General features: G+C 61.1%; 14 protein-coding genes and 3 pseudogenes. 12 read left to right on the top strand and 5 right to left on the bottom strand.

The genetic code is table 11. The annotated features are described in order from the left end of the window. Positions 1-182: 182 nt before the first annotated feature. Complete coding sequence (locus AU175_RS09905) at positions 183-1,457, bottom strand: AGE family epimerase/isomerase (protein ID WP_066288094.1); 1,275 nt, start codon at positions 1,455-1,457, stop codon at positions 183-185. Positions 1,458-1,587: 130 nt separating this feature from the next. After that, positions 1,588-1,937: pseudogene (locus tag AU175_RS21310) on the bottom strand (sugar-binding domain-containing protein); the annotation flags it as partial. A 37-nt stretch (positions 1,938-1,974) separates the two neighbouring features. Between AU175_RS21310 and AU175_RS22355 the strand changes: the two are divergent. The 5 genes and pseudogenes from AU175_RS22355 to AU175_RS09875 all read left to right on the top strand — a co-directional run. Beyond that, positions 1,975-2,118, top strand: a pseudogene (locus AU175_RS22355) (helix-turn-helix domain-containing protein); the annotation flags it as partial. Between the two features lie 1,349 nt (positions 2,119-3,467). After that, positions 3,468-4,587, top strand: a pseudogene (locus AU175_RS09890) (ABC transporter permease). 119 nt (positions 4,588-4,706) lie between these two features. After that, a complete protein-coding gene (locus AU175_RS09885) occupies positions 4,707-5,576 on the top strand; it encodes a carbohydrate ABC transporter permease (RefSeq protein ID WP_066290893.1) in 870 nt (289 codons plus the stop codon). A 6-nt stretch (positions 5,577-5,582) separates the two neighbouring features. Next, positions 5,583-7,217: an ABC transporter substrate-binding protein gene (locus AU175_RS09880; protein WP_066288082.1), complete on the top strand. Its 1,635-nt coding sequence runs from the start codon at positions 5,583-5,585 to the stop codon at positions 7,215-7,217. Between the two features lie 151 nt (positions 7,218-7,368). Further along, the gene (locus AU175_RS09875) at positions 7,369-8,010 is read left to right on the top strand and encodes a YesL family protein (RefSeq protein ID WP_231938611.1); all 642 of its coding nucleotides are present in this window, start codon (positions 7,369-7,371) and stop codon (positions 8,008-8,010) included. A 94-nt stretch (positions 8,011-8,104) separates the two neighbouring features. On the opposite strand, the gene AU175_RS09870 is transcribed toward AU175_RS09875, so the two are convergent. Further along, the gene (locus AU175_RS09870; RefSeq protein WP_066288075.1) at positions 8,105-10,456 is read right to left on the bottom strand and encodes a glycoside hydrolase family 3 N-terminal domain-containing protein; all 2,352 of its coding nucleotides are present in this window, start codon (positions 10,454-10,456) and stop codon (positions 8,105-8,107) included. Between the two features lie 210 nt (positions 10,457-10,666). On the opposite strand from AU175_RS09870, the gene AU175_RS09865 reads away from it, so the two are divergent. The 6 genes from AU175_RS09865 (at position 10,667) to AU175_RS22550 (ending at position 18,428) form a co-directional block, all read left to right on the top strand. Then, positions 10,667-11,773: a Gfo/Idh/MocA family protein gene (locus AU175_RS09865; RefSeq protein WP_066288072.1), complete on the top strand. Its 1,107-nt coding sequence runs from the start codon at positions 10,667-10,669 to the stop codon at positions 11,771-11,773. A gap of 27 nt (positions 11,774-11,800) precedes the next feature. Further along, a complete protein-coding gene (locus AU175_RS09860; protein ID WP_066288069.1) occupies positions 11,801-12,763 on the top strand; it encodes a PmoA family protein in 963 nt (320 codons plus the stop codon). 31 nt (positions 12,764-12,794) lie between these two features. Further along, positions 12,795-13,505: a cupin domain-containing protein gene (locus tag AU175_RS09855; RefSeq protein ID WP_231938513.1), complete on the top strand. Its 711-nt coding sequence runs from the start codon at positions 12,795-12,797 to the stop codon at positions 13,503-13,505. 24 nt (positions 13,506-13,529) lie between these two features. After that, positions 13,530-14,588, top strand: a complete 1,059-nt coding sequence (locus tag AU175_RS09850; RefSeq protein WP_066288064.1) for a LacI family DNA-binding transcriptional regulator — start codon at positions 13,530-13,532, stop codon at positions 14,586-14,588. 362 nt (positions 14,589-14,950) lie between these two features. After that, positions 14,951-16,672: a glycoside hydrolase gene (locus AU175_RS09845; RefSeq protein ID WP_066288061.1), complete on the top strand. Its 1,722-nt coding sequence runs from the start codon at positions 14,951-14,953 to the stop codon at positions 16,670-16,672. 61 nt (positions 16,673-16,733) lie between these two features. Beyond that, the gene (locus AU175_RS22550; protein WP_269449480.1) at positions 16,734-18,428 is read left to right on the top strand and encodes a glycoside hydrolase family 30 beta sandwich domain-containing protein; all 1,695 of its coding nucleotides are present in this window, start codon (positions 16,734-16,736) and stop codon (positions 18,426-18,428) included. 227 nt (positions 18,429-18,655) lie between these two features. Here AU175_RS22550 and AU175_RS09835 read toward each other — a convergent pair whose 3' ends face one another. Beyond that, positions 18,656-20,071: a ferredoxin reductase gene (locus AU175_RS09835; RefSeq protein WP_066288056.1), complete on the bottom strand. Its 1,416-nt coding sequence runs from the start codon at positions 20,069-20,071 to the stop codon at positions 18,656-18,658. Further along, positions 20,068-21,369: an aromatic ring-hydroxylating oxygenase subunit alpha gene (locus AU175_RS09830; protein WP_066288053.1), complete on the bottom strand. Its 1,302-nt coding sequence runs from the start codon at positions 21,367-21,369 to the stop codon at positions 20,068-20,070. Before AU175_RS09830 ends, AU175_RS09835 begins: the two co-directional genes overlap by 4 nt. Positions 21,370-21,531: 162 nt before the next feature. Here AU175_RS09830 and AU175_RS09825 point away from each other — a divergent pair, with 162 nt between their 5' ends. Continuing rightward, a complete protein-coding gene (locus AU175_RS09825; protein ID WP_066288049.1) occupies positions 21,532-22,464 on the top strand; it encodes a LysR family transcriptional regulator in 933 nt (310 codons plus the stop codon). Positions 22,465-22,580 lie beyond the last annotated feature (116 nt).

The following is a 22,580-nucleotide window of genomic DNA, read 5'->3' as shown; positions in this document are numbered from 1 at the left end:
ACGCGGTAGAGGGCCTCTAGTGGTTCAGCCTGGGGATGTAGCCCTCGGGCGGGTACTGAACGAGCCAGTGGTCGCATCGCATCTAAGGGAACGGCCTTTGTGCTGCACAGTCCCTGGCGGGTCGCCCAACTGACGGAGTCCCGCAGAAGGTTTGAGTCTGAACCTTCCGCGGGACCTCGGAGTCAGCGGGAGACAGGTTCCTTGACATGGTCGGTTGCACTAAGCTGTGCGTCCAGCAGGCCTGCCGCGATTGCCGGAGCAAGCCCTGGAGCCAGTGGAAGGCGCGGGACCACCAGGCAGTGCCACAGGTGATAGATGTCCGCCTTGCCGGACCAGACCGTCGAGGTGACATTGCCGTTCTCGTCGAGCTCCTGCTTCCAGGATCCGTGCTCATAGTCGATGAACCAATCGCGGGCGTGGTCCCAGATGCGCTCGTACCAGTCTGCATACTTCTTGTCGCCGGTGGCGCTGTAGAGAGCTGCTGCACCCCCGATTGCCTCGGCGGGAACCCAGCGGATGCGGGTCGTGACAACCGGATTGCCTTCCCAGTCGACGGTGTACACGAATCCAGGATTACCGTCCGGCTCCCACGCGTCGCGGATGGCGGCGTCGAACAAACCTTGCGCGTCTTCAAGTAGCCAGGCGGGAACCTCCAGTTCGCGAGCCTCGAGCCCTGCGCGGAGGTGGAGGAGCAGGCGGGCCCATTCAACCCAGTGGCCGGGGGTTCCGCCGTACGCTCTGAACTGGCTCGCCCGGTCATCCGTGTTGTACTCCGGCATCGGGTTCCACTCCGGGTCGAAGTGCTCGAAGACCCGGTAGTTGTTATTACGCGCGAATTTATGAATCAGCACCTCAGCGATATGAAGGGCACGTTCGAGCCAGCGGTTCTCCCCGGTCACATCAGCGACGATGAGGTACGCCTCGACTGAGTGCATGCTCGCGTTCCCACCACGGTAGGCCTCGGTTTCCGTGAAGTCACGGTTCCAGGAGTCGAAGCACATATCGGCGTCGTGGTCCCAGAACTTCGTGTCAGCTATCCGCAGCGCCTCGTCGAGCAGTTCCCGGGCGCCGGGGCGCCCTGCCGCAACTGCGCTGGCAGCAGCGAGGAGCACGAAGGAGTGCTGGTAGCCGGACTTTGTATCGTTTACAGGTCCGCTCTCGTCAACCTCAGCGAACCAACCGCCGAATACATCATCGTGAAAGGCTCCGTTGAGCGCGGCGATGCCATGGTCGGCGAGGGCCCCACAGCCCGGGCGTCCCATCAAGGCGCCCACAGCGAAACTGTGAACCATCCGGGCGGTAATCCAGAGATGGGTCGGCTTGTCGGCAAAGACCACACCGTTGTTGTCGAGCCAGCCGAATCCTGTGGGCACTTTCGAACCCGCGGCGAAGTTGAGAAGCCGATCCGTTTCCGCCTCGAGCCATCGAGCGTGAGCGGCACTGTTCAGCCACGTCATGTTGTGTCCTCTCAAATGTATTGCAGCCACTGAACAGCGACCTGTTCCGATCTTAACGCCAAATGAGGGAAATCGACCAGAAAAAGTTCGAAATTCGACATTCAACATTCAATGGACAGTGCTCACTGGTTCACAAAGATGCGTGAGCCACTCCCTCAAACCCCCAGCGCGCGGCCACCAAGGTGCAAGCTCCGGACACGACGCAGATTCTTCGCCGTACCTGCCTGAGCTGGAAAAGAGAAGGACCTGTGGGCCGCTCATTCAAGACAATGCCGTCGGAGGATCCGTCACCACGGAAGAAACCGTTGCAACGTCCCCACCACATCCGATGTTGCAAGGATGGACAGGTCAGCCTCGTCCAGGTAACCGCCAACGTAGACATGGCTGGGATAGTCGGCATCCACCGAACCTACTTCGAATATCGCCATGGTCATTTTCCTGGAGCTCGAGGATCCGCTGGACGCTGCGTTCATTCCAAATGAGCCACCTGTTCCAAACGATTGGGTGGGTGATCACAGTGGAGGATTGGGCGCTTATTCGGCGGTTGCATCTTGCCGAGGGCGAGTCGATGAGGTCGATAGCGGCGCGGCTGGGTATTTCCCGGAACACTGTCGCGAAGGCGGTCAGCGCCGAGGGTCCGCTGACTTATGTGCGTGCGCCGCAGGACTCCGGGATCAATGCCCTGGTACTAATCGGCCGGTCACTTCCGCAGCTCTGTCTCGGATCATGACCATGTCAGGGAAACGCCTGGTCCGATGCTCCTTCCGACGTCGCGGCCGGCGGACGGTCCGTCCGCTGCGCAGCGAGACTGCAGGATCCGCGGCTAAATCCAGGCTTCCAGGCCCGTACAGGGCCTGATAAACGGTCTCCGCAACGGCATGCATTTCCGATTGTCCGGGGAAATTAGCGCGTAGCAGATTGCTGATCTGGCGGGGGCTCCACCGTTGCTTCAGGTGTTAAGCACGAACTCTTGCAGCTCCGGGTTGGCTGTGATCTTGCCCCTGACTTAGCCTGGGGATTCCGATCCCCAGTTCGCCAAGCCAAGACACGACGTCTTGCGAATGAGCAACGACAAGGGTCAGGCGATCCAAATCCTCAATATCCAGGGATGTCGTGGCGTCGAACAATGCTGCTGTTTCGTCTCCGGGAAGGGCCTCGAGCGGGGAGGCTTGGTCCGGATGGAAATTTCGGTGTTGCGCGACTAGCTTTTTGGGTTTGACTTTTCCTATCCCACCGAATGGCGTCCAGCTTTCTGTATGGACCGGATGCCAGCAACTCAAACGCACCGCCCGCCGGTACCGCAGCGCCGCCAACAAAAAATCGGTTATTCCTTGAGAAGTGTCGGCCGGCCGGGCGGTAGGCGCTCATGCCGGGGATCCATTTCTCCACGCCTGTAACGAAGCTATCGATAACTCAGCTAAACGTTCGGCAAGGCGGGTAGACCTGTTGAGCGTGTGGTTGCGTGGCTACCCGTTTTCTGATTTACGCCAGACTCTTCAAGACCTTGGTGTCGACGCTTCCGTGAGTGGCTCGCTGCAAAGGATTGAATGCTCAGATTGTGGCTCCGAGTTGAGGATCTCGGACACGTCATGGTGTGGGCGGCTACGCCACCCCGCGCTTCCACGAGAAAGTTCCCTTTCTTCAACTCCGCGATCGGCGTAAGTGCCGTTCATGCCAATAGGCGTGACCAGTAGCGGCGGACCACAAGAAATATTGCAGGTTTCTACGGCTCAGCGAAAGTTACCTGAGGGTTCTGTTGTTATTGCGTAAACTTTACGATACTTTCTATAAGTGATGCGGATCGCATCTCGCAGAGAGGCTGGCACCGATGACGGCAGAGAAGACCCATCAAACTCTGGTAGACGCGACGTGACGAACACGGCGAGCGGCGCGCAGTAGGCCTCGCAATTCTGACACCAGCTAGCACCGATTGAATCGACACGCATTGCAGCCGTTTACCTGGAAAGTGCGTGATCGTTGATGAACAGGCAGATAGGCAGGAAACTTGCGATGGCAATACGACTGGATATGCCGCCCGAGGTGGTCCCAGGGGAAGTTCCGTCGTCTCGTATGAGGCGCGACAAGTCCGGAAGCTGGAAGTTGGCGCTTAAGCGGGACTGGCGGTTGTACACGCTGGTGCTGTTGCCTCTTTTGTACTTCGCGGCTTTCCGGTATCTGCCAATGGCGGGTAACGTCATTGCTTTCCGTCAGTTCCAGCCGGGCGGTAGCATCTTCGGCGAGAAATGGGTGGGCTTCAAGTACATCACCCTCTTCATCAACGACCCCAGTTTCTGGCAGGCCTTTCAAAACACCATCACCCTGGGTGTGCTGAAACGTCATTGCTTTCCGTCAGTTCCAGCCGGGCGGTAGCATCTTCGGCGAGAAATGGGTGGGCTTCAAGTACATCACCCTCTTCATCAACGACCCCAGTTTCTGGCAGGCCTTTCAAAACACCATCACCCTGGGTGTGCTGACTCTGCTGTTCTGCTTCCCGATGCCCATCATCTTCGCCCTGATGCTCAACGAGTTGCGGTCCCAGAAGTTCAAGAAGTTCGTCCAGACCGTGGCCTACCTGCCGCACTTTATGTCCGTGGTGATCATCGCCGGCATGATCCTGCAGAACTTCTCCATGACCGGCACCGTGAACCAGATCGCCAACACGGTGTTTGGCACCACGGTGAACTTCACCCAGGACGCCTCCTGGTTCCGGCCCATGTACATCAGCTCCGAGGTGTGGCAGACGATGGGCTGGGGCGCCATCCTGTATCTCGCCGCTCTGACTAGAGTGGACGAATCGCTGTATGAGGCCGCGCGGATTGACGGTGCCAACCGCTGGCAGCAGACCTGGCATGTGACGCTGCCGGCTATCAGGCCCACGATCATTACTCTTCTGATTCTGAATATCGGCACGTTTATGGCCGTGGGCTTCGAGAAGATCCTCCTGATCTACAACCCGCTCAACTATGCAACCTCGGATGTCATCTCCACCTACCTGTATCGGGTGGGACTGGAGTCCAGCAACTTCAGCTATGCCGCGGCTATCGGAATGTTCGAATCCGTCATCGGCCTAACGCTGATCCTCTCCGCCAATGCCATATCCAGGCGGCTCGCCGGAACGAGCCTGTGGTGAAAGGGCCAACTATGAAGGGCACAACCATGAACCCGGCGGACGTCGAGCAGGGAATTGATACCAAGCAAGGCGCCCGCACCAAGCGGGACGCTCGGCAAACCGGGGTCCTGATCAAGGACATGAAGGTCTCCCGCGGCATGCGGGTGTTCCGGGTGGTCAACCTGGCATTCCTCCTGGTGGTGGTGTTCCTGACGGTGTACCCGTTCCTGAACATCATTGCGCAGTCGTTTTCAAGCGAAGGCTTCATCAACGCCGGACAGGTGAACCTGTTCCCGATGGGCTTCAACACGGAGACGTACAAACTGATCCTGGCGGACTCCACGTTCTGGAACAACTACGGCAACACGGTCCTCTATACAGTGGTGGCCACGGCCATCTCCATGGTGCTCACCACGTCCTTCGCCTACGCCATCGCCAAGAAGGACCTCAAAGGCCGCAGCGTGTTCATCGGGATCGCCGTGTTCACCATGTTCTTCAACGGCGGGCTAATCCCCAACTACGTGCTGATCAGTTCGCTGGGCATGCGGGACACCCTCTGGGCGGTGGTGCTGCCCAACGCCATCAGCGTCTTCAACCTGCTGATCATGAAGTCGTTCTTCGAGAACATGCCCCGGGAACTGGAGGAAGCGGCCGCCATCGACGGGCTCAGCCAGTACGGCGTGCTGTTCAAGGTTGTCCTTCCCCTGAGCAAGGCCATCGTGGCCACCATGGTGCTGTTCTATGCGGTGGCCAACTGGAACTCATGGTTCCAAGCCTTCCTGTACCTGGACAATCCCGAGCTTTTTCCGGTGACCATCTATCTGCGCAACATGATCGCCGGAGTCACCACCGCGGGCTCGGCCGGCGGCACGGCTGAGAACGTCGGCCAGATCGCCGCGAACATCCAGTCGGTCACCATCGTCCTGACCGTCATCCCCATCCTGTGCGTCTACCCCTTCGTCCAGAAGTACTTCTTCTCGGGCGTGATGCTCGGTTCCGTCAAGGAATAACCCCCTATGAAAGGAAAACCCATGATCCGCAGACGAGACTTCCTGGGCCTGGCGTCCGTGGTCACCATCGGGCTGATGATGACCAGTTGCGATGCCGCCTCCACCGAGAAAGTGGATACGTCCAAGTCCCGCACGGGCGCGATGGACAGTTTTGGGGTGGGGGATACGTTCAAGGCGACGGTGCCTCTGACGTTCACCTTCCTGTTCTCCGACCATCCCACGTATCCGTACAAGAAGGACTGGCTGCTGTTTACCAAGATGGCCAGCGACAACAACGTCACCCTTGATGCCACGGTGGTTCCGGGCAGCGACTATGAGCAGAAGCGCAGCCTGCTCATTAGCTCCGGTAACGCCCCGGAAATCATCGCGAAGACTTATCCAGGTTCGGAATCTGCGTTTGTATCCGCCGGCGCGGTGCTGCCCGTCAGCGACTACGTGGACCTCATGCCGCACTTCCAGGAGAAGGTCAAGAAATGGAAGCTCGAACCTGAAATCGAAATCCTCACCCAGGAAGACGGCAAGTACTACGTCCTTCCGGGCCTGCACGAGAAGCTGTGGCCGGAGTATTCGGTGTGCTTCCGCAAGGACGTTCTGAAGAAGGAAGGCCTCGCCGAGCCCACCACCTGGGAGGAGTTCCGTGACGTACTGCGCTCACTCAAGAAGGCTTATCCCGATACCGTGCCCTTCTCGGACCGTTTCAAGGGCGAAAACGTGCTGAACATTGCCGGTAACGCCTTCGGCACAGTGGCGGGGTGGGGCCTGGTGGATGGGCTGCTGTTCGATCAGGACAAGAAGGAATTCGGGTTTGCAGCCGGCTCGAAGCAGTTCAAGGACCTTGTGACCTACTTCAACTCGCTGGTGTCCGAAGGCCTCATGGATCCCGAGAGTTTCACCCAGACCGATGACTCGGCCATCCAGAAGTTCGTCTCCGGCAAGTCGTTCGCAATCAGCGCCAACTCGCAAAACGTCATCACCTACCGCACATCCATGGAGCAGTCCCTGGGCAAGGGCAACTTCGAGATAGGCAAAATCACCGTTCCCGGCGGGCCGGCCGGGGACATCATCGGTGGCTCGCGCCTGGAGAACGGCATCATGCTCAACTCATCCGTGAAGGATAAGGACAGCTTTGTAGCGCTCATCCAGTACATCGACTGGCTCTTCTACAGCGACGCGGGCAAGGAATTCTCCAAGTGGGGTGTGGAAGGCACGACGTTCACCAAAGAAGGCGGCAAACGTAAACTCGCCGCCGACATTAACTTCCAGGGCCTGAACCCGTCCGGCACCAAAGATCTGCGCGTGGAATACGGCTTCTCCGGCGGCAACTTCTCCTACGGAGGAGCAACAGAGCTGCTCCACTCCACCTTCGACAGCGAGGAACTGGCTTTCCAGAAAGCCATGGAGTCCAAAACCCCGCGTCCGGTGGCTCCGCCGATTCCGTTCAGCTCCATCGACCGGGAGCAAGCGACCCTGGTCCTCACGCCGCTCAAGGACCACGTCAAGCAAAATATCCTCAAGTTCATTACCGGGCAGCGGAGCCTGAGTGAATTCGATGCCTACGTGAAGGAGCTAGAGTCCAAGGGCCAGAGCAAGTATGTAGAGCTCGCGAACAAGGCCTACAAGGCTTACGCGGACAAGAAGTAGATTTCCTCTTCGTGTGACAGCCAGGAGGGCGACGGCGGATGCCGCCGTCCTCCTGGCGTTTAATGATGATGTTCGTCAAGGTGGAAGGTGTCCCGTGGGAGCTGGGAAAACGGACTACGGGTCCGGTCCATTATTTAAGGCGGCAGGCTTGGTGTACGGCATCATGCTCGGCGACGCACTGCTGGTCTTGGCCAACCTGCTGGTGCTGCTCATGCCGCTGCTGGTCGGCCTGGTCGGTCCCGTCGCGCTGCTTGGCTCCGTCCTCGTGGGCCCGTCGGCTGTTGCGGCGTCTTATGCTTTCAACAGGCTGCTGGCCGGGCAGGACACGGGAGTCTTCCGTGACTTCCTGGCCTCCTACCGGAGCAACTTTGGCCAAGCCGTCGTGGTGTGGCTGCCGTACCTGGTTCTCCTGGGCATTATCGCGTTCAACCTCACTGTCCTGCCGGGTTCTTTGAGTGCTGGGACAGGAAACGACACCACCCAGATTGCCGCCCGGATCGGGTTGCTGGCGCTTGGAATCATGGTATGCACAGCCGCGGCCAACGCGATGCTTTTGCTCTCCCGCTTCACCTTCCGGACCCAGGATGTCTATCGCTTGTCCGTTTTCACTTTGGGCGCACGCACCCGGGTGTCCCTGGGAAACGCCGGCATCCTGTTCGTTACCGCCTTCATTCTGATGGTGACTACCGTCTGGCTGGCATTGTTCGTTGCGGGGCCGGTACTCTACCTCATTTGCCTGAACTCCAAGCCGTTGCTGATCTTCGTGGAGGAGAAGTTCACCGCCCCACGCTAGGAGCGGCCCGCCGCTTCAGGACAATGTGAAACCCCGCCTACATCATCCTTGGTGGGCGGGGTTTCAACCTACGCGTCCGAGGACGGCAAGGCCTCTAGTCCAGGCCGCGCACCTCTACGGGCGTCAGCATCTCACGCTCGAACCCCACAACCCGCCGAGGTCCATGCAGGATGACCTCGTGGGTATGCGCATCAGCCGTGCTGGAGGTCCCCACGTGCAGCTTCACCAAGCCAGGCGTAACAACACGCTCCAGGTCCACCCCAGTGAAGGACGTCCTGTCCGCGTGGACGACAAAATCAACGATGGCGGAGGAGCCTGCTTCCAGCTCTACGCGGGCGTAACCAATCAACTCACGTACTGGACGAACCACTTCGCCCACCGGATCCTCCAGGTACAGCTGCACTATTTCGGCGCCTTCCAGGGCACCCTTGTTGGTGACCGTGCAGCTTATGGTGACCGTGTCCGACGTCGAGATTGTCGGTGCGGTGCACTGATGACCCGACAACTCAAAGGTCGTATAGGACAGGCCATGCCCGAAGCTAAACAGCGGCGAGGGATCCAAGGCGCTGACCTCGGTGCGTCCGGATAGCCGGGAGTGAAGGTATGTACCCGGCTGGCCGCCGGAGGAACGCGGTACCGAGACGGGCAGCTTACCGGACGGATTGACGACGCCGGTGAGCACGTCCCAGAGCGCCTCGCCGCCTTCTTCACCAGGGAAGAAGCCCTGGACGATCGCGTCCGCCCGGCCCACGAAGTCCCCCAGCGCGTAGGGTCGGCCGCTGAGTACCACCACAACCGCGCGCGTGCCGGAATCAGCACAAACACTGAGAATCCGGTCCAGCATGTGGTGCTGGTCTCCGGGAAGGCGGAGATCGGAGGCGTCATTTCCCTCGCCAGAGGTGCCCCGCCCGAAAAGTCCCGCATTGTCACCAACAACCACGACGCACGTCTCAACCGTTGACGCCACACGACAGGCCTCAGCAATTTGGTCCTCAGTTGCCGACTCGCAGTTCCCGGTAACGGAACTCCTCACCGAATCAAACCGAGCCGCCGCAACGCCCGCAACCGTCGGAATGGAAATTCCCATGGGAACCTCCGGGTGCGACGCTCCAACATGGGCATCAAAGGAGTAGCAGCCAAGCATCGCGAAGGGGTCGTCGGCCAGTGGCCCGACCACACCCACGGAACCAGCCCGGGCCGAGGTAAGAGGCAGGGCCGGAGCCGCGGCAAACTCCCGGTTGCTCAACAGCACCAGTGACTGCGCAGCGATTTCACGGGCCAGTGCCCGGTTCTCGGCAGGATCCAGCTCGAGAGGGCCGGAGAGGGCAGGGGGCTCCGGTGTGAAATCGGGCGACAACAGTCCAACCTCTGCCTTCTGTGTAAGGACCCGGCGGAGGGCCTGGTCAATCACCGATTCGTCCAAGGCGCCCTCGCGCACCCGGGCAAGCAGCGGTTCTCCGAAACAGTTAACCGTAGGAAGTTCAACGTCGACGCCCGCCCGCAGAGCCAAGACCGCAGCGTCGCCGGGGTTTGCGGCCACGCCGTGGGTGACGTCCAGGAACGCGACGCCGAAGTAGTCCGCCACCACCGTCCCTGTGAAGCCCCACTGCTCGCGTAGCAGACCTGTGAGAAGCGCACGGTTCGCGGCAGCCGGTACGCCGTCAACATCCGTATACGCGTGCATCACCGAACGCGCACCGCCGTGGCGGAGCGCCATCTCAAACGGCGGCAGCATGACATCGGCAAGCTCCCGGGGACCCATGGAGACGGGAGCGTGGTTACGGCCGGCTTGCGATGCCGAGTATCCGACAAAGTGCTTAAGAGTCGCGACGATCCCGGCAGATTCCAGCCCCCGGACATAGGCTGTCGCGACGGTACCCACAAGGTACGGGTCCTCGCCGATCGTCTCCTCTACGCGGCCCCAGCGAAGGTCCCGGACCACGTCGAGTACGGGAGCCAGTCCCTGGTGAACCCCGAGAGACCCCATGCTGGTGCCGATGCGGGCTGCCATCTCCTGCACCAGGGCTGGGTTGAACGTGGCACCCCAGGCCAAGGGAACCGGGAACGCCGTTGCCTTCCATGCAGCCAACCCGGCAAGGCACTCCTCGTGCACCTGGGCAGGGATGCCAAAGCGGGATGCCGCCCTGACCTGTTCCTGCGCGGTGGCAAGGCGACGTGCGCCTTCCGAAGGCTCCACCGGAACAGTGCCATACATGCGTGTGATTTGGCCGAGCCCGTGCGAGATGATTTCGTCCCAGGAACGGGTGTTTCCCGCCATCTGGCTCTGCAACGGGGCGACGGAGTCGCCGTCGGTGGAAGCATTGACCCACACGCCCGCCAATTGCGCGAGCTTTTCTTCCAAGGTCATCTCGCGTACCAGGTGTTCAACGACGTCCGAAGCGGGGACGCGGGCAAGTGCGTGCTGTTCGGCCGCGCCGGTGCTCACAGGCTTCTCCTCAGGTTTTTCGAATGATTACATAAAACTATCAGAAACTTCCGTTTAGTTTCTAGGTTTGAAATGTCTTGACTTCGTTCATCGCACATCCCTAACGTGGTGGTAACCGCAAAATTACAGCCAAAACGCACAAAACCGAGCCCACGGGGCACATTGAAACTTTCGGATAGCTTCCGATTTATCCTGACAAGAGGGACTCCTATGAAGACGTACAGAGTGGCCATCGTGGGAACTGGCGGCATTGCAGCGTTCCATGCGTCAAACCTGGCCCAAACCGATAATCGAGCGGAGCTGGTGGGAGCCTGCGACGTTGACGACGCTCGTCTGCAGGCGTTCGCCGACCAACACGGTATCCCCGGCCGCTACCAGAGTCTGGCGGAATTGCTGGCCGAAGCTAAGCCGGACATTGTGCACCTGTGCACCCCACCCATGCTCCACATTGACCAGGCAATCGAGTGCCTTGAAGCCGGCGCCCATGTCCTGTCGGAGAAGCCTCCCGCCCTCAGCCTGGCCGACTTTGACCGTCTCAGTTCCGCCGAAAGCAAGGGCGGCGCGCAGTTTTCGTGCGTGTTCCAACATCGCTTTGGCGACGCCTCAACCGCTGCCCGCTCCCTCATTGGAGGCGGCGATTTCGGCCGCCCCCTCGTGGCTCGCTGCGACACACTTTGGTACCGCCCCGACGAATACTTCGACCTCCCCTGGCGCGGCACTTGGGAAGCGGAGGGCGGTGGACCCACTATGGGTCACGGCATCCACCAGTTCGACCTCCTCCTCCACCTGCTCGGGCCGTGGGAGGAGGTCACTGCTATAGCATCCCGGCAGGCGCGCCCCACATCCACCGAGGACCTCTCAGCGGCACTGCTCCAGTTCGAAAACGGTGCCGCGGCCACCATCATCAACTCGCTGCTTTCGCCACGGGAAACCTCGGATATCCGCATCGACTGCGAATTCGCCACGATTGAGCTCAGCCACCTCTACGGTTACAACTCAAACGACTGGGCTATTACTCCTGCGCCCGGTCATGAGGAACAGGTTTCGGGCGCGTGGTCTTCACAGCCCCTGGAGCGGGGCAGTGGGCACTCCGCGCAATTCTTGGCGATGTATGAGGCGCTTGATGCAGGACTCCCTCTCCCGGCCGGAGCCGATTCAGCGCGGCAAACCCTTGAACTTGCGGCCGCGATTTATGCTTCAGCCTTTACCGGCCGGCCGGTCCGGCGGGGTGAAATCGTCCCTGGACACCCCTTCTATGGGGGTATGGACGGCGAGGGCCGCGGCACCCGCGCCCTGGCCTCGACATCCCGCTCTTAACTCTCTACCTATTCAATGGAGAACCTTGTGACTAATACAGCCCAGCGCGCCCTGACAGAAATCCTAAGCTACGCAGACGATGGCATTTCCCTGACCTTCTCAGTCGGGGCGCAGGATATCGCCACTTACACGTACCGCCCCACGAACGACCAGTACGAAAGCCCCCGGCCTTACTTTCACCCGCTCACCACGCTTGAGGGGGACGAGGTTACCATCTACCGTCCCTGGGACCACGTATGGCACAAGGGGTTGTCCTGGGCCCTGCCAAATGTGGGCGAACACAATTTCTGGGGCGGCGTAACCTACACCCGTGAGGCCGGCTACTCGAACCTCGAGAACAATGGGGCGATGAACCACGAGGCCTTCAGCAGCATCGAGGAATCCGAAACCGGGATATCAGCCAGCGAGTCCTTGCTCTGGACTGCCCAGCCCGCTCGGTCCGGGGAGGAGGGCGCGCCCCTCATCAGGGAGCGGCGCCGCTTCGCAGTCCAGTTGCTTCCCTCCGGGAATGCTTGGGCCTTGCTGTTCGAAACCGAAATGAGCAATGTCTCCGGCGCCGAAATCAGCATCGGTAGCCCCACCACGGAAGGCCGAGACAATGCAGGCTACGGTGGACTGTTCTGGCGTGGACCCCGTGCATTCAGCGGCGGCAGCTTCCACTCCGATGCCGGAACCGGCTCCGACGAACTCATGGGTACCCGCTCACCCTGGATCGCCTTCACTGGCCAGCACGATGGCACCTGCCGGAAGTCCACCATCATGTTCGTCGAAGACCAGGGTAACCGTGGCGCGTCCAACCAGTGGTTCGCCCGTTCCTCGCCGTTCGCTTGCCTCGGCTCCGCCCCGTTCTTCAGCGAAGTAGTCCCCTTCAAGGAAGGGGAACCGCTCAGGTACCGCTACGCCGTCGTCATCGCCGATGGCGAGTCCGACGCGGAAACGTCAACCACGCTGGCGGCCGCGGCGAAGGCCGCTCTGGACAGTTGGGCCTGAGATGTGCAATTCATTCCCAGGCGCTACTGCCGTGTCCGAGGTCAGCATCTACGATTGGCCGGGTGCAGATGGTGCAGCCGGCGGATCGCCGCATATGCACACTGCTTCCACGGAGGCGTATGTAGTACAACAAGGGAGCGGCAGGCTTGAGACGCTCGACTCACGCGGCTTCACCTCCACCCCCCTCACCACAGGTACCGTTGTTTGGTTTACCCCTGGCACAATCCATCGCGCCATTAACGACTCCGGGGACCTGCGCGTGCTCGTCATCATGCAGAACGCCGGCCTGCCCGAGAACGGCGACGCGGTCATGACATTCCCGCCCGAGCACCTCGTAGACATCGAAGCTTACTCGCGCGCCGCTCACCTAATCCCCAGCGATGCCGACAGCGGCGACACAGCCGCCGAAGCCGCCACCCGACGCAGGCGAGACCTGGCATTGAAGGGGTACCTGGAGCTGAAAGCAGCCGTGCAGGAGTCCGGCGTATCGGCTCTGGCAGACTTTCATGCCGCAGCCGTGCGCCTGGTAGGCGGCAAGACCGAAACCTGGAACAAGTATCTGGCCGAGGGTGCGCAGCGGCAGGCTGACCTGACCGGGCGGCAATTGGCTTCCCTTGACTCGATGGAAAGTTTCTACTTACAGGAAGCGAGGACTACGATAGGAGTACGCAGGACACAAAGGATTTTCGGTATGTGCGGGCGAATTCAGGCATGGCAACTATCCGAAACTGTTGGTGTTTAGTATGCGCTAACGAAGGGACCTCTGATGGTGACCAAGCAGGATGCAGGCCGAGCTACGATCAGCGAAATCGCCGCCGAAGCCGGCGTATCCGTGCCCACGGTCTCCAAAGTCCTCAACGGCCACTCCCACGTCGCAGCCGCGACGCGCGCAAAAGTAGAAGAAATCATCGCCCGCCGCGACTACGCGCGGCGGGCGGCGAAGCCACGCAAGAAAGCCGGCCTGATCGATCTGGTGTTCCCTGCCATCAACACGGAATGGGCATGCGAGATCGTCGAAGGCGTCGAAAGGGTGGCCCAGGAAGCCGGCTACGGAACCGTGGTGAGCAGCCTCTCCCCTGACGGGTCACGAATCCGCTCCTGGCTCGCCAACCTCGCCGAGCGGAAGTCGGACGGGGTACTGATGGCGGTGTACGAATTGGACTCGAAGCAGGTCCAACGCATCAAATCGCTTGGTATCCCACTGATCCTGATCGACCCCGTGGGGCAGCCGGGCCCGGACCTCCTGACGGTCGGGGCAGCGAACTGGGACGGCGCTTTCACAGCTACGGATTACCTGCTCAAGCTGGGACACACGCGGGTCGGCATGATCGGCGGCCGTGACGATCTGCAGTGCAGCAGCGCCCGCGAAGACGGGTACCTTGCCGCGATGCGCCGTTCCGGAATTAATGCCGATCCGGCGCTTATGGTACCCGGTGATTTCTCCATTGAAGCCGGCGAACGGGCCACCCGCACACTGCTGTCGCTGGATGACCGCCCCACCGCCATATTCGCCGGAAACGACGCCCAGGCACTGGGGGCCTACCGTGCCGCGCGGTCCATCGGGATGAGCATCCCTGATGACCTGTCAATCATAGGCTTCGACGATATTCCCGCCGCCGAATGGGTTGAGCCCGGCCTCACCACCATCCGTCAACCTGTGGTCCAGATGGCCGAAACGGCTACGCGCGCGCTCCTTAGGCACCTGGAAGGTGACGAAGAGTTGCCGCAACGGATCGAACTCGGAACTGAGCTGATCGTGCGAGGCTCCACTGCCGAAGCAACCCACCCCCTTCCACACCCGAACCGCACAGGCCTCGCCTCCTAGAACGCGCCCCACAGGCGTACTCACAGCTGCCGTCCTGCCTCAGTAAATAGGCATCGGTAGATGGCACTGCTCTCGGCCACCCTTAAGCCGCGCCTTGAGAGGAACAGCAACTAGGGAAGCGGAGCGGAATGCCCTCTGACTGCCCGCGCGCAAGGCTGCTTGGCCGGCACTCCTGGCAATAAACCCAACAAGTGGGCTGCGGAGTTCCCTAAACTTTCCGAGAACTTCCCCGCGCCACTTCCTTTGACCACTGCGCAGTTGCGCGCCGCTTCTCCAGATTTGCATCTTCTGTTGACCCATATATTCTCCCGGGCTATCTTTAGCTTTCGGATTAACTAAGAAACTTTCAAAGGAGAAGGTAAGTGAAGATTTTTCGGTTCTTGTCCGTTCCCACGGTGCTAGCTGTGGTCGTTCTGGGCGCGGTGACTGCACCGGCATCATCGGCATTGGGTTCCCCAGCCATCGACCTGCTGCCGGACGAAACCCATCAGAAAATTGAGGGCTTTGGCTACTCCACCGCTTTCCAGCGCCCGGCATGGATTAATAATCTGCCTGAGCAGACCCGGGAAGAGGTAGTGAGCCTGCTTCTGGATCCTAAAGTGGGCGCGGCGCCAAGTATCCTGCGGCTTGGAATCGGCGGGAGCCCGACGGCAACCGGTGACAAAATGATTTCCATCCAGCCGGCGGATCCGGGAGGCCCCGATGCTGAGCCCCAGTACGTATGGGATGGATGGGACAGCGGCCAGGTTTGGTTCGCGAAGGAAGCGCAGAAGCGAGGAGTTTCCAACTTCTACGCCGACGCATGGACGGCCCCCGGCTACATGAAGACGAATGGAGCGTACAACCAGGGAGGCACTCTCTGCGGTCTCCAGGGGACCACCTGCGACAGCGGCGACTGGCGCACTGCCTATGCCAATTATCTGGTTCAGTATGCAAAGTTCTATGCCCAGGAAGGGATCGACATCGCCACGATCGGGTTTACCAATGAACCCGACTACACCACCAGTTACGAGTCAATGCGGTTCACCCCCGAACAGGCTGCCGAGTTCGTCGCTCACTTCGGTCCCTACGCACAGAAGGCCGGCATAGACGTAGCATGCTGCGACTCATTCGGCTGGCCCGCAGGAGAGCAATACCTGGACGCCATCAAGGCCAACCCCGCAGCCCTGGAACAACTCGCTGTTTACACCGCCCATTCCTACGCAGGCCGTTCCGATTATGATCCTCAGGCACCAGTCCGCACGTGGATGTCCGAATGGGCACCGTCCAGCGTTAAAGACGGTTGGAATGAAGCCTGGGACAGCGGAAAGGTCACCGATGGGATCAAAATCGCCGAGCACATCCATGACACCCTCGCCCAAGCCAACGCCGGCGCATACCTGTATTGGCTCGGGGCATCCAGGGGCGGCACCGCAGCCCTCATGCAGATCAACGACACGGCCGGCACCTACCGCGTGTCCTCAAGGTTCTACGCGTTTTCAGCCTTCAGCCGGTTCGTAAAGCCGGATGCCGAACGCATCGGGGTTGACCACCAAATCGCCAACGCGAAAATCTCCGCCTACCGAAACGCCAATGGCGCCCAAGTAGTGGAAATCATCAACACCGGCACAGAAACCATCAACACAGACATTGACCTCAAGCTCCCCGCGACGGCCTATCTGACAGATTCGACGCACAATGTGGAAGCATCAAACGACATCGCCACAGCTGCCGGCGACCGCACCAGCCTGAAACTTCCGGCGCGCTCCCTCGTCACACTGGTCACCGAACCTGACCACACATCGCCAGCCATCTCCATTACCAACCCCCGGCCCGGAACCCATGTGGACGGCCCCTTGACGGTGAGTGGAACGGCCAGCGATGAGCAGGCGGGCATTGAGAAGGTCACCGTGGAGTTGCGAGTGCCCGGGCAGCCAGGGACTGTAGCGCTTACCGCGGACGCCGTAGTGAGCAAGGAGCAATGGGAGACGAAGCTGGATACGTCAGCTCTCCGGCCAGGTCCTTATCAGCTGTTTTTCAATGGCCGGGATCGCGCCGGTAATTCCACATCATCCCAAGCACCCGTCCCCGTCATAGTCCGCTGACGTTAGGCGCCGCAGGGCCGTCACACTTCAATCGATCCAAAAGAAAGAATGCGAGAGAACAATGACAACGAAGCCATCCCTCCCCGCGATTAGCCGCCGCAATGTCCTGGCCGGCGGAATAGCTGCTGTGCCACTAGTGCTCGGGGCCGCATCCTCCGGCAACGCCCTTATGCCGCCTCAAGCGCGCAAGGGAGCACTCCTGCTGGAACCAGGGCGGCTGCGGCAGACCATCCGAGGCTTCGGAGGAATGGCGCATGCCAAGTGGATTGGCGACCTCACAGAATCACAAAGGAACACCGCGTTCGACAACGGCAGCAACGACCTCGGACTCACAATCCTGCGGATTCCCGTAAATGAAGACAAGGCACATTGGTCACTTGACCTCGGGACGGCGAAGGCAGCAGCAGCAAAAGGCGCACTGGTTTTCGCTTCGCCCTGGAACCCACCCGCCGATCTCATTGAGTACTTCGAACATGACGGCGGGGTGCCGCAGGGCAGCCAGTACGAGGCCGAGGCGGGTGTGCTCGTAAACGCCCATGTCGCCACCGACCACGCAGGTTACCAGGGCGGCGGCTACGTTCAGTTCGACGCCCCTTCGGGGGCGAGTGTCCAATTCAATGACGTTGTCATCGGGTCTTCGGGGACCAAAAATCTGGCATTTCGGTACACCGCCCCCACAGGTGAGGTGCGCGTGGACATCTATGTCGCGGGCGCCCTCGTTGCGGCGGGTGTAACCTTCAGCGCCACGGCGGCCGGAACCTGGGCGTGGAAATCGATTCAGGCCCAAATGACTCCGGGCAAATGGCCGGTCAAGGTGGTAACAACAGGTTCAGGCGGTCCAGCTCTTGATTACCTGATGGCCGCCGCGTACACGCCCCCAGGTTCTGCCCGACGGCTGCGATACGACGCCTACGGCGCCTATGCACAGCACCTGAACGACTTCGTGCATTACATGCGGGACAACGGCGTGGAGCTTTACGGGATCTCGATCCAGAACGAGCCCGATTACGCCCACACCTGGACGTGGTGGACCACGGAGGAGCTGAACCGCTTCCTGCGCGACTATGCCGGCCAGATCGACGCACGCATCATCGCGCCGGAATCCTACCAGTATGTAAAGTCAGTGTCGGACCCCATCCTCAATGATCCCGCGGCTCTTGCCAACGTGGACATCATCGGCGCCCATCTGTATGGGACCAAGTACCAGGACTTTACTTACCCGCTCTTCCAGGAGAAGGGTGCGGGCAAGGAGTTGTGGATGACCGAGGTGTATTACCCCAACAGCTCCAGCTCGGCAAACCTCTGGCCGGAAGCTCTCCGCGTGGCCGAGCACGTCCACCATTCTCTTGCGGACGCTGAGTTTCAAACTTACGTATGGTGGTACATCAGGCGAGGTTACGGCCCGATTCTCGAGGACGGATCCATCAGCAAGCGGGGCTACATGATCGCCCACTTCACGAAGTTCATCCGACCAGGCTACGCACGCATTGATACGACCAAGGAGCCCCAAGCCGGCGTGCTTACCTCCGCGTACATCGGCAACGATGGCCAGGTCGTCGTGGTCGTCGTCAACACAACGGTCAGTGCTGTCACTCAGCCAATAATCCTGGAGGAAACCCGGGTCCGTCAGGTTCGGTCCTGGGTGACAGACTCTACCCGCAACCTTGAGAAGCAACCGGATATTTCCGGAACGGGAAATGGCTTCACCGCACCGTTGCCAGCCCAAAGCGTGTCGACATTCGTCCTCAACGCCTAACGGCGGACGTTCCGGCGAGTTACCGCCCCACTCCAACGGCCACTCCCACATCTGTCAGGGGGTGTTAGGCAGAGTCCTCTGGGGAAGGCGGAGTACTCCGCCTTCCCCAGCTTTACCGTGGGTTCCGTGGACCCGAAGTAGTTGTCGTTGGTGCGTCCCCGACGGAGACAGGTGCCGGACGAGAAAACAGGAATCGCAACCCGGTCCGCACTAGCAGTTGGAAGCGGCTAGGCATCGATCACCATGTCGGTCCGCGCGGTGGAGCAGCAGGGCAGGAACTTGCCTGCATCGATTTCCCGGGCCCGGATCCCGCCCTGGTGGTTCATCTCGATCTCCCCGGAAAGCTTGACCACCTTGCAGGAGCCGCACATGCCTTCCTTGCAGTTCGCACCGATCCTGACGCCCGCACGCTGGGCCGGCCCGAGGATGTGTTCGGTCGGGTCGATGCGCACATTGATGCCGGTCCGCATGAAGGACAGGGTGAGGCTTCCCGTTCCGACAGTGTCGAAGGTCGAGGCATCGGGGGACCCGGCCTCCGGCCCCGCGTCCGGGCTGCCGTCGGTGGCGTCGGCACCGGGTGCGTCCGGGTCGACGGTTTCCAGCGGCAGCCCCGTGGCCTTCAGTGGTCCCTCGGCGTTGTAGCCGGGCTCGTAGAGCCCGAACGCTGTGGGCTGGCCTTCATAGTAGTCCTCGGCGGAATCGGCGATTTCCTCGGCGATTTCCTCTGCAATGTCTACCGCAAGCGCGATCTCCGCCTGGTATTCAAGGATCGTCTGGCGATCTCCCGTGAAGAATTCCATGTTGATGGAGGTGTCGTCGACGCCGACCTTCCCCAGGAGCTCGGTGGCGGTGTTCAGGTAACCCTCGGGGCCGCAGGCATAGACCTGGCGGCCGTTGGCATCGGGGGCAACCTCCTCGAGCATGGCCGCCGTCAGCCTTCCGCTGAGCCATTCCCACCCTTCGGGTTTACTGCGGTCGCCCAGGGCGTAGAAGACCTTGACTCGCGAGTCCACGGAGGCGATGTAGGCCAGCTCCTGGTGGAAGGCAAATCCTCCGGCCTCCGCTCCGTGGTAGAGCACCACGACATCGGCCGTTCCGGGCAGGGAGTGGATGGTCCGCAACATCGACATGATGGGGGTGATGCCTGCGCCGGCGGCCAGCAAGAGGTACCGTGCCCGCCGGTCGGCATCGGGCAGGTGGAATGCTCCGACCGGTCCGAGCATCTCGAGGACGGTGCCAGGTTTGACGTTCTCGTGTACCCACGGTGAGACCAGTCCAGTGGCGTCGCGTTTGACTGTGATGTTGAAGGTCCACGGCTGCGTGGGCGAACTGGACAGCGAGTAGCTGCGGTCCACCGGATCCTGGTCCTCGCCGTTCACGGGAAAGGCGACGTTCACGTACTGGCCCGCACGGAACGCCAGGGGTGCACCGTCGCAGCGGCGGAACACGAAGGTCATCATGCCGCCCACCTCGGGAACGGTCTCGACACATTCCGCCATGAACTCCTGCGGATGCCAGGGGCCCAATGCATGGGCGGCGCGGGCGGGTCCTTCGGTGCTGCCCATTACCCTGTTCCACGGCATCTCAAGACCGCGAATACGCTGTGGTTCCTGGGTCGCCGTCTCAGTGAGGAGTTCAATCATGCCAAGTGCTCCTGCACGCGCTGCACGTACCAGTTGATGAATGCCTCGACCTGGTACTCGCTCTTCATGTAGGGGCCGGGCTCGTAGGCGGGGCTGCCGGCGCCCGTCTGGCACAGCTCCACGAACGCCTTGTCCTGCAGATTGGTCTGCTTCCAGGTGTAGGTGAGTTTCTCCAGATCGTAGTCGACGCCTTCCTCGGCGTCGTCAGCTACCAGCCAGGTGGTGCGCACCAGGGACTGGTGTTCGTTGATGGGGAAAACGCCGAACGTGATGACGTGGTCGCTCTGGAAGTGGAACCAGCTGTTGGGCTGCAGGTGCATCGAGCAGCGGCCAAGGCGGAAGTCCCGCAAGTCGCCGAGCAGCTTCTTGGAGAGCCTGTGCCCATCGGGCGAGAACGATTCGCCGTCGCCGTCGAGCGATTCACGGGAGATGCGGATTCCTGCGATGCGCGTGTCGAGTTCCTCCACCACCTCATAGGGGAGGCCATAGCGGCGGCAACGCTCCTCGAGCGATGACTGTGCTTCCTTGTTGCGGTCCCACACTTCCTCAAGGTGGGCCGGGATCAGGCCCTCCGTCAGGCCCCAGGTGGGAAAGAGGGAACAGGCGAGTTCCGGGTGGCCGTCGCAGTGGTAGCACTCACGGTTGTTCTCCATGACGAGCTTCCAGTTGCCCTCCTCGACGATGTTCTGCTGGTAGGCGATTTTCGTCTTCGACAGATCGTGGGGCGCGAGGTAGGGCTCGAAGATCTTGGCGGTTTCGTCGAAATCCGCCGGCGGTTCGTCCGCAATGCAGACGAAGATGAGTCCGGCCACCACGCGGCTGTGGGCGCGCTTGAGGCCGAAGCAGCCCTTGTCGAACTTCGTTTCCCCCGGTGCCGAGGCATGGATCAGATTCCCCTCCGGGGAGTAGGTCCAGGAGTGGTAGCCGCATACCAGGTTGCCTGTTGACCCTGCGGGCTCGGTCAGGACGCGGGCGCCGCGGTGACGGCACACATTGTGCAGGACGTTCACGCCGCCGTCGTCGTTGCGCAGCACGATCAGGGAGTAGGGCCCGTAGTCCACGGTGACGTAGTCGCCCGGCTCCGGCAGCTCGGCGATGCTGGCGGCAAAGATCCAGTGCTGGCCAAAAATGGCCTCCATGTCGATTTTGAAAATCGTGGCATCGGTGTAGAAGGGCGCATCGAGGGAGTAGCCCTTGCGCCGGAGGTCGAACAACTCCGTGATTTCCGCCAGCTGCTCGGCAGGCAATGATGAAGCGAGTTTTCCGCGTGAATTGAGGGGCAAGACTGGAGCAGACATGTGGTTCCTCCCGGGAGGCGTGGGTAAGTGTGCGATTTGTGGCGACGATCACCGCTGCGTCGCTGCAGGCAGTGGTCGTAAAACCTTCTAGTCATGAGATTAGGGACGAATCAACTGCAATAAAAGCGCAACCTTTAGAAGATAACCGTGCACAATAGGTGCATGATCGATCCACGGCTCATCACGCTTCGAGTGTTTGCCCGGTGCGGCACCGTTGGCGCAACCGCGGAGCTCACAGGCTATTCTCCCTCCGCTGTCTCCGCGCAGTTGCGGGAGCTCCAGCGCGTGCTCGGAATGCAGCTGCTGACGAAGGACGGCCGGGGCGTGAGGCTGACCGCCACGGGCCGCTTTCTCGTGGCGGGCTCGGACACCCTCATCGCGGAATGGGAGAGCCTGCGCTCCGCGGCCATGGCGGCCGGTGACCAGGTGCAGTCCCGTTTTGGCCTCGGCGGATTCTCCACGGCGGCCGCCCAGTTGCTCGCGCCGCTGGCCGCCACCCTGCGTTCAACACGCCCCCTGCTGGAGGTGCAGGTACTCGAGGCCAACCCGGCCCGCTGCTTCGACTTGTTGGTTGCCGAGCGAATCGACCTCGCGGTCATCGTCGCCATGCAGTCCGACACCTATGTTGAGGACGATCCGCGCTTCGAGCAGACCGTTCTGCTCGACGATCCCCTGGACGTGATCATCCCCTCCAACCATCCGTTGGCATCGCGGGAAACGGTGACGCTTGAAGAGCTGGCGTCGGAACCCTGGATCACCGAGGCCGCCGGTTCCACCTACCATTCCCTTTTCACCGCGGCGTTCACGGCAGTCGGGGTGACGCCGCGGATTGCGCATGAGGCCGTTGAATGGGAAACCCAGATCGCCTTTGTGGGTGCGGGGCTGGGCGTGGGCCTGCTGCCGCGGTTGGCGCCGCTGCACAGTGCCGAAAACGTGGTTCGACTGCGGATTACTGGCAAAGGGAAGCCCGCGCGCCGCATTGTCGCTGCGGTGCGCAGGGGCAGCCTCGCATCACCCCTGGTCCAGGAGTCGCTCGGCATCCTGCAGGTCAGGGCCAAGCGGATCCTCGCGGCCCGGCCCGAAGACGATCTCTGAAATCGCATGGCCGCGAGTCCACCCGCGGATCTAACCCTCGACCTTTCAGGCTGAGTTTCAGGCTCTCAGCGGACATCAAGTAGGGCGGTGCGTGCGGAAGCACCCCGTTGCCAAAA

The sequence above is a fragment of the Arthrobacter sp. B6 genome, from assembly GCF_001663775.1.
GTDB lineage: Bacteria > Actinomycetota > Actinomycetes > Actinomycetales > Micrococcaceae > Arthrobacter.
Note: the sequence above shows the minus strand (reverse complement) of the source record. Positions and strands in the feature narration are given on the sequence as shown.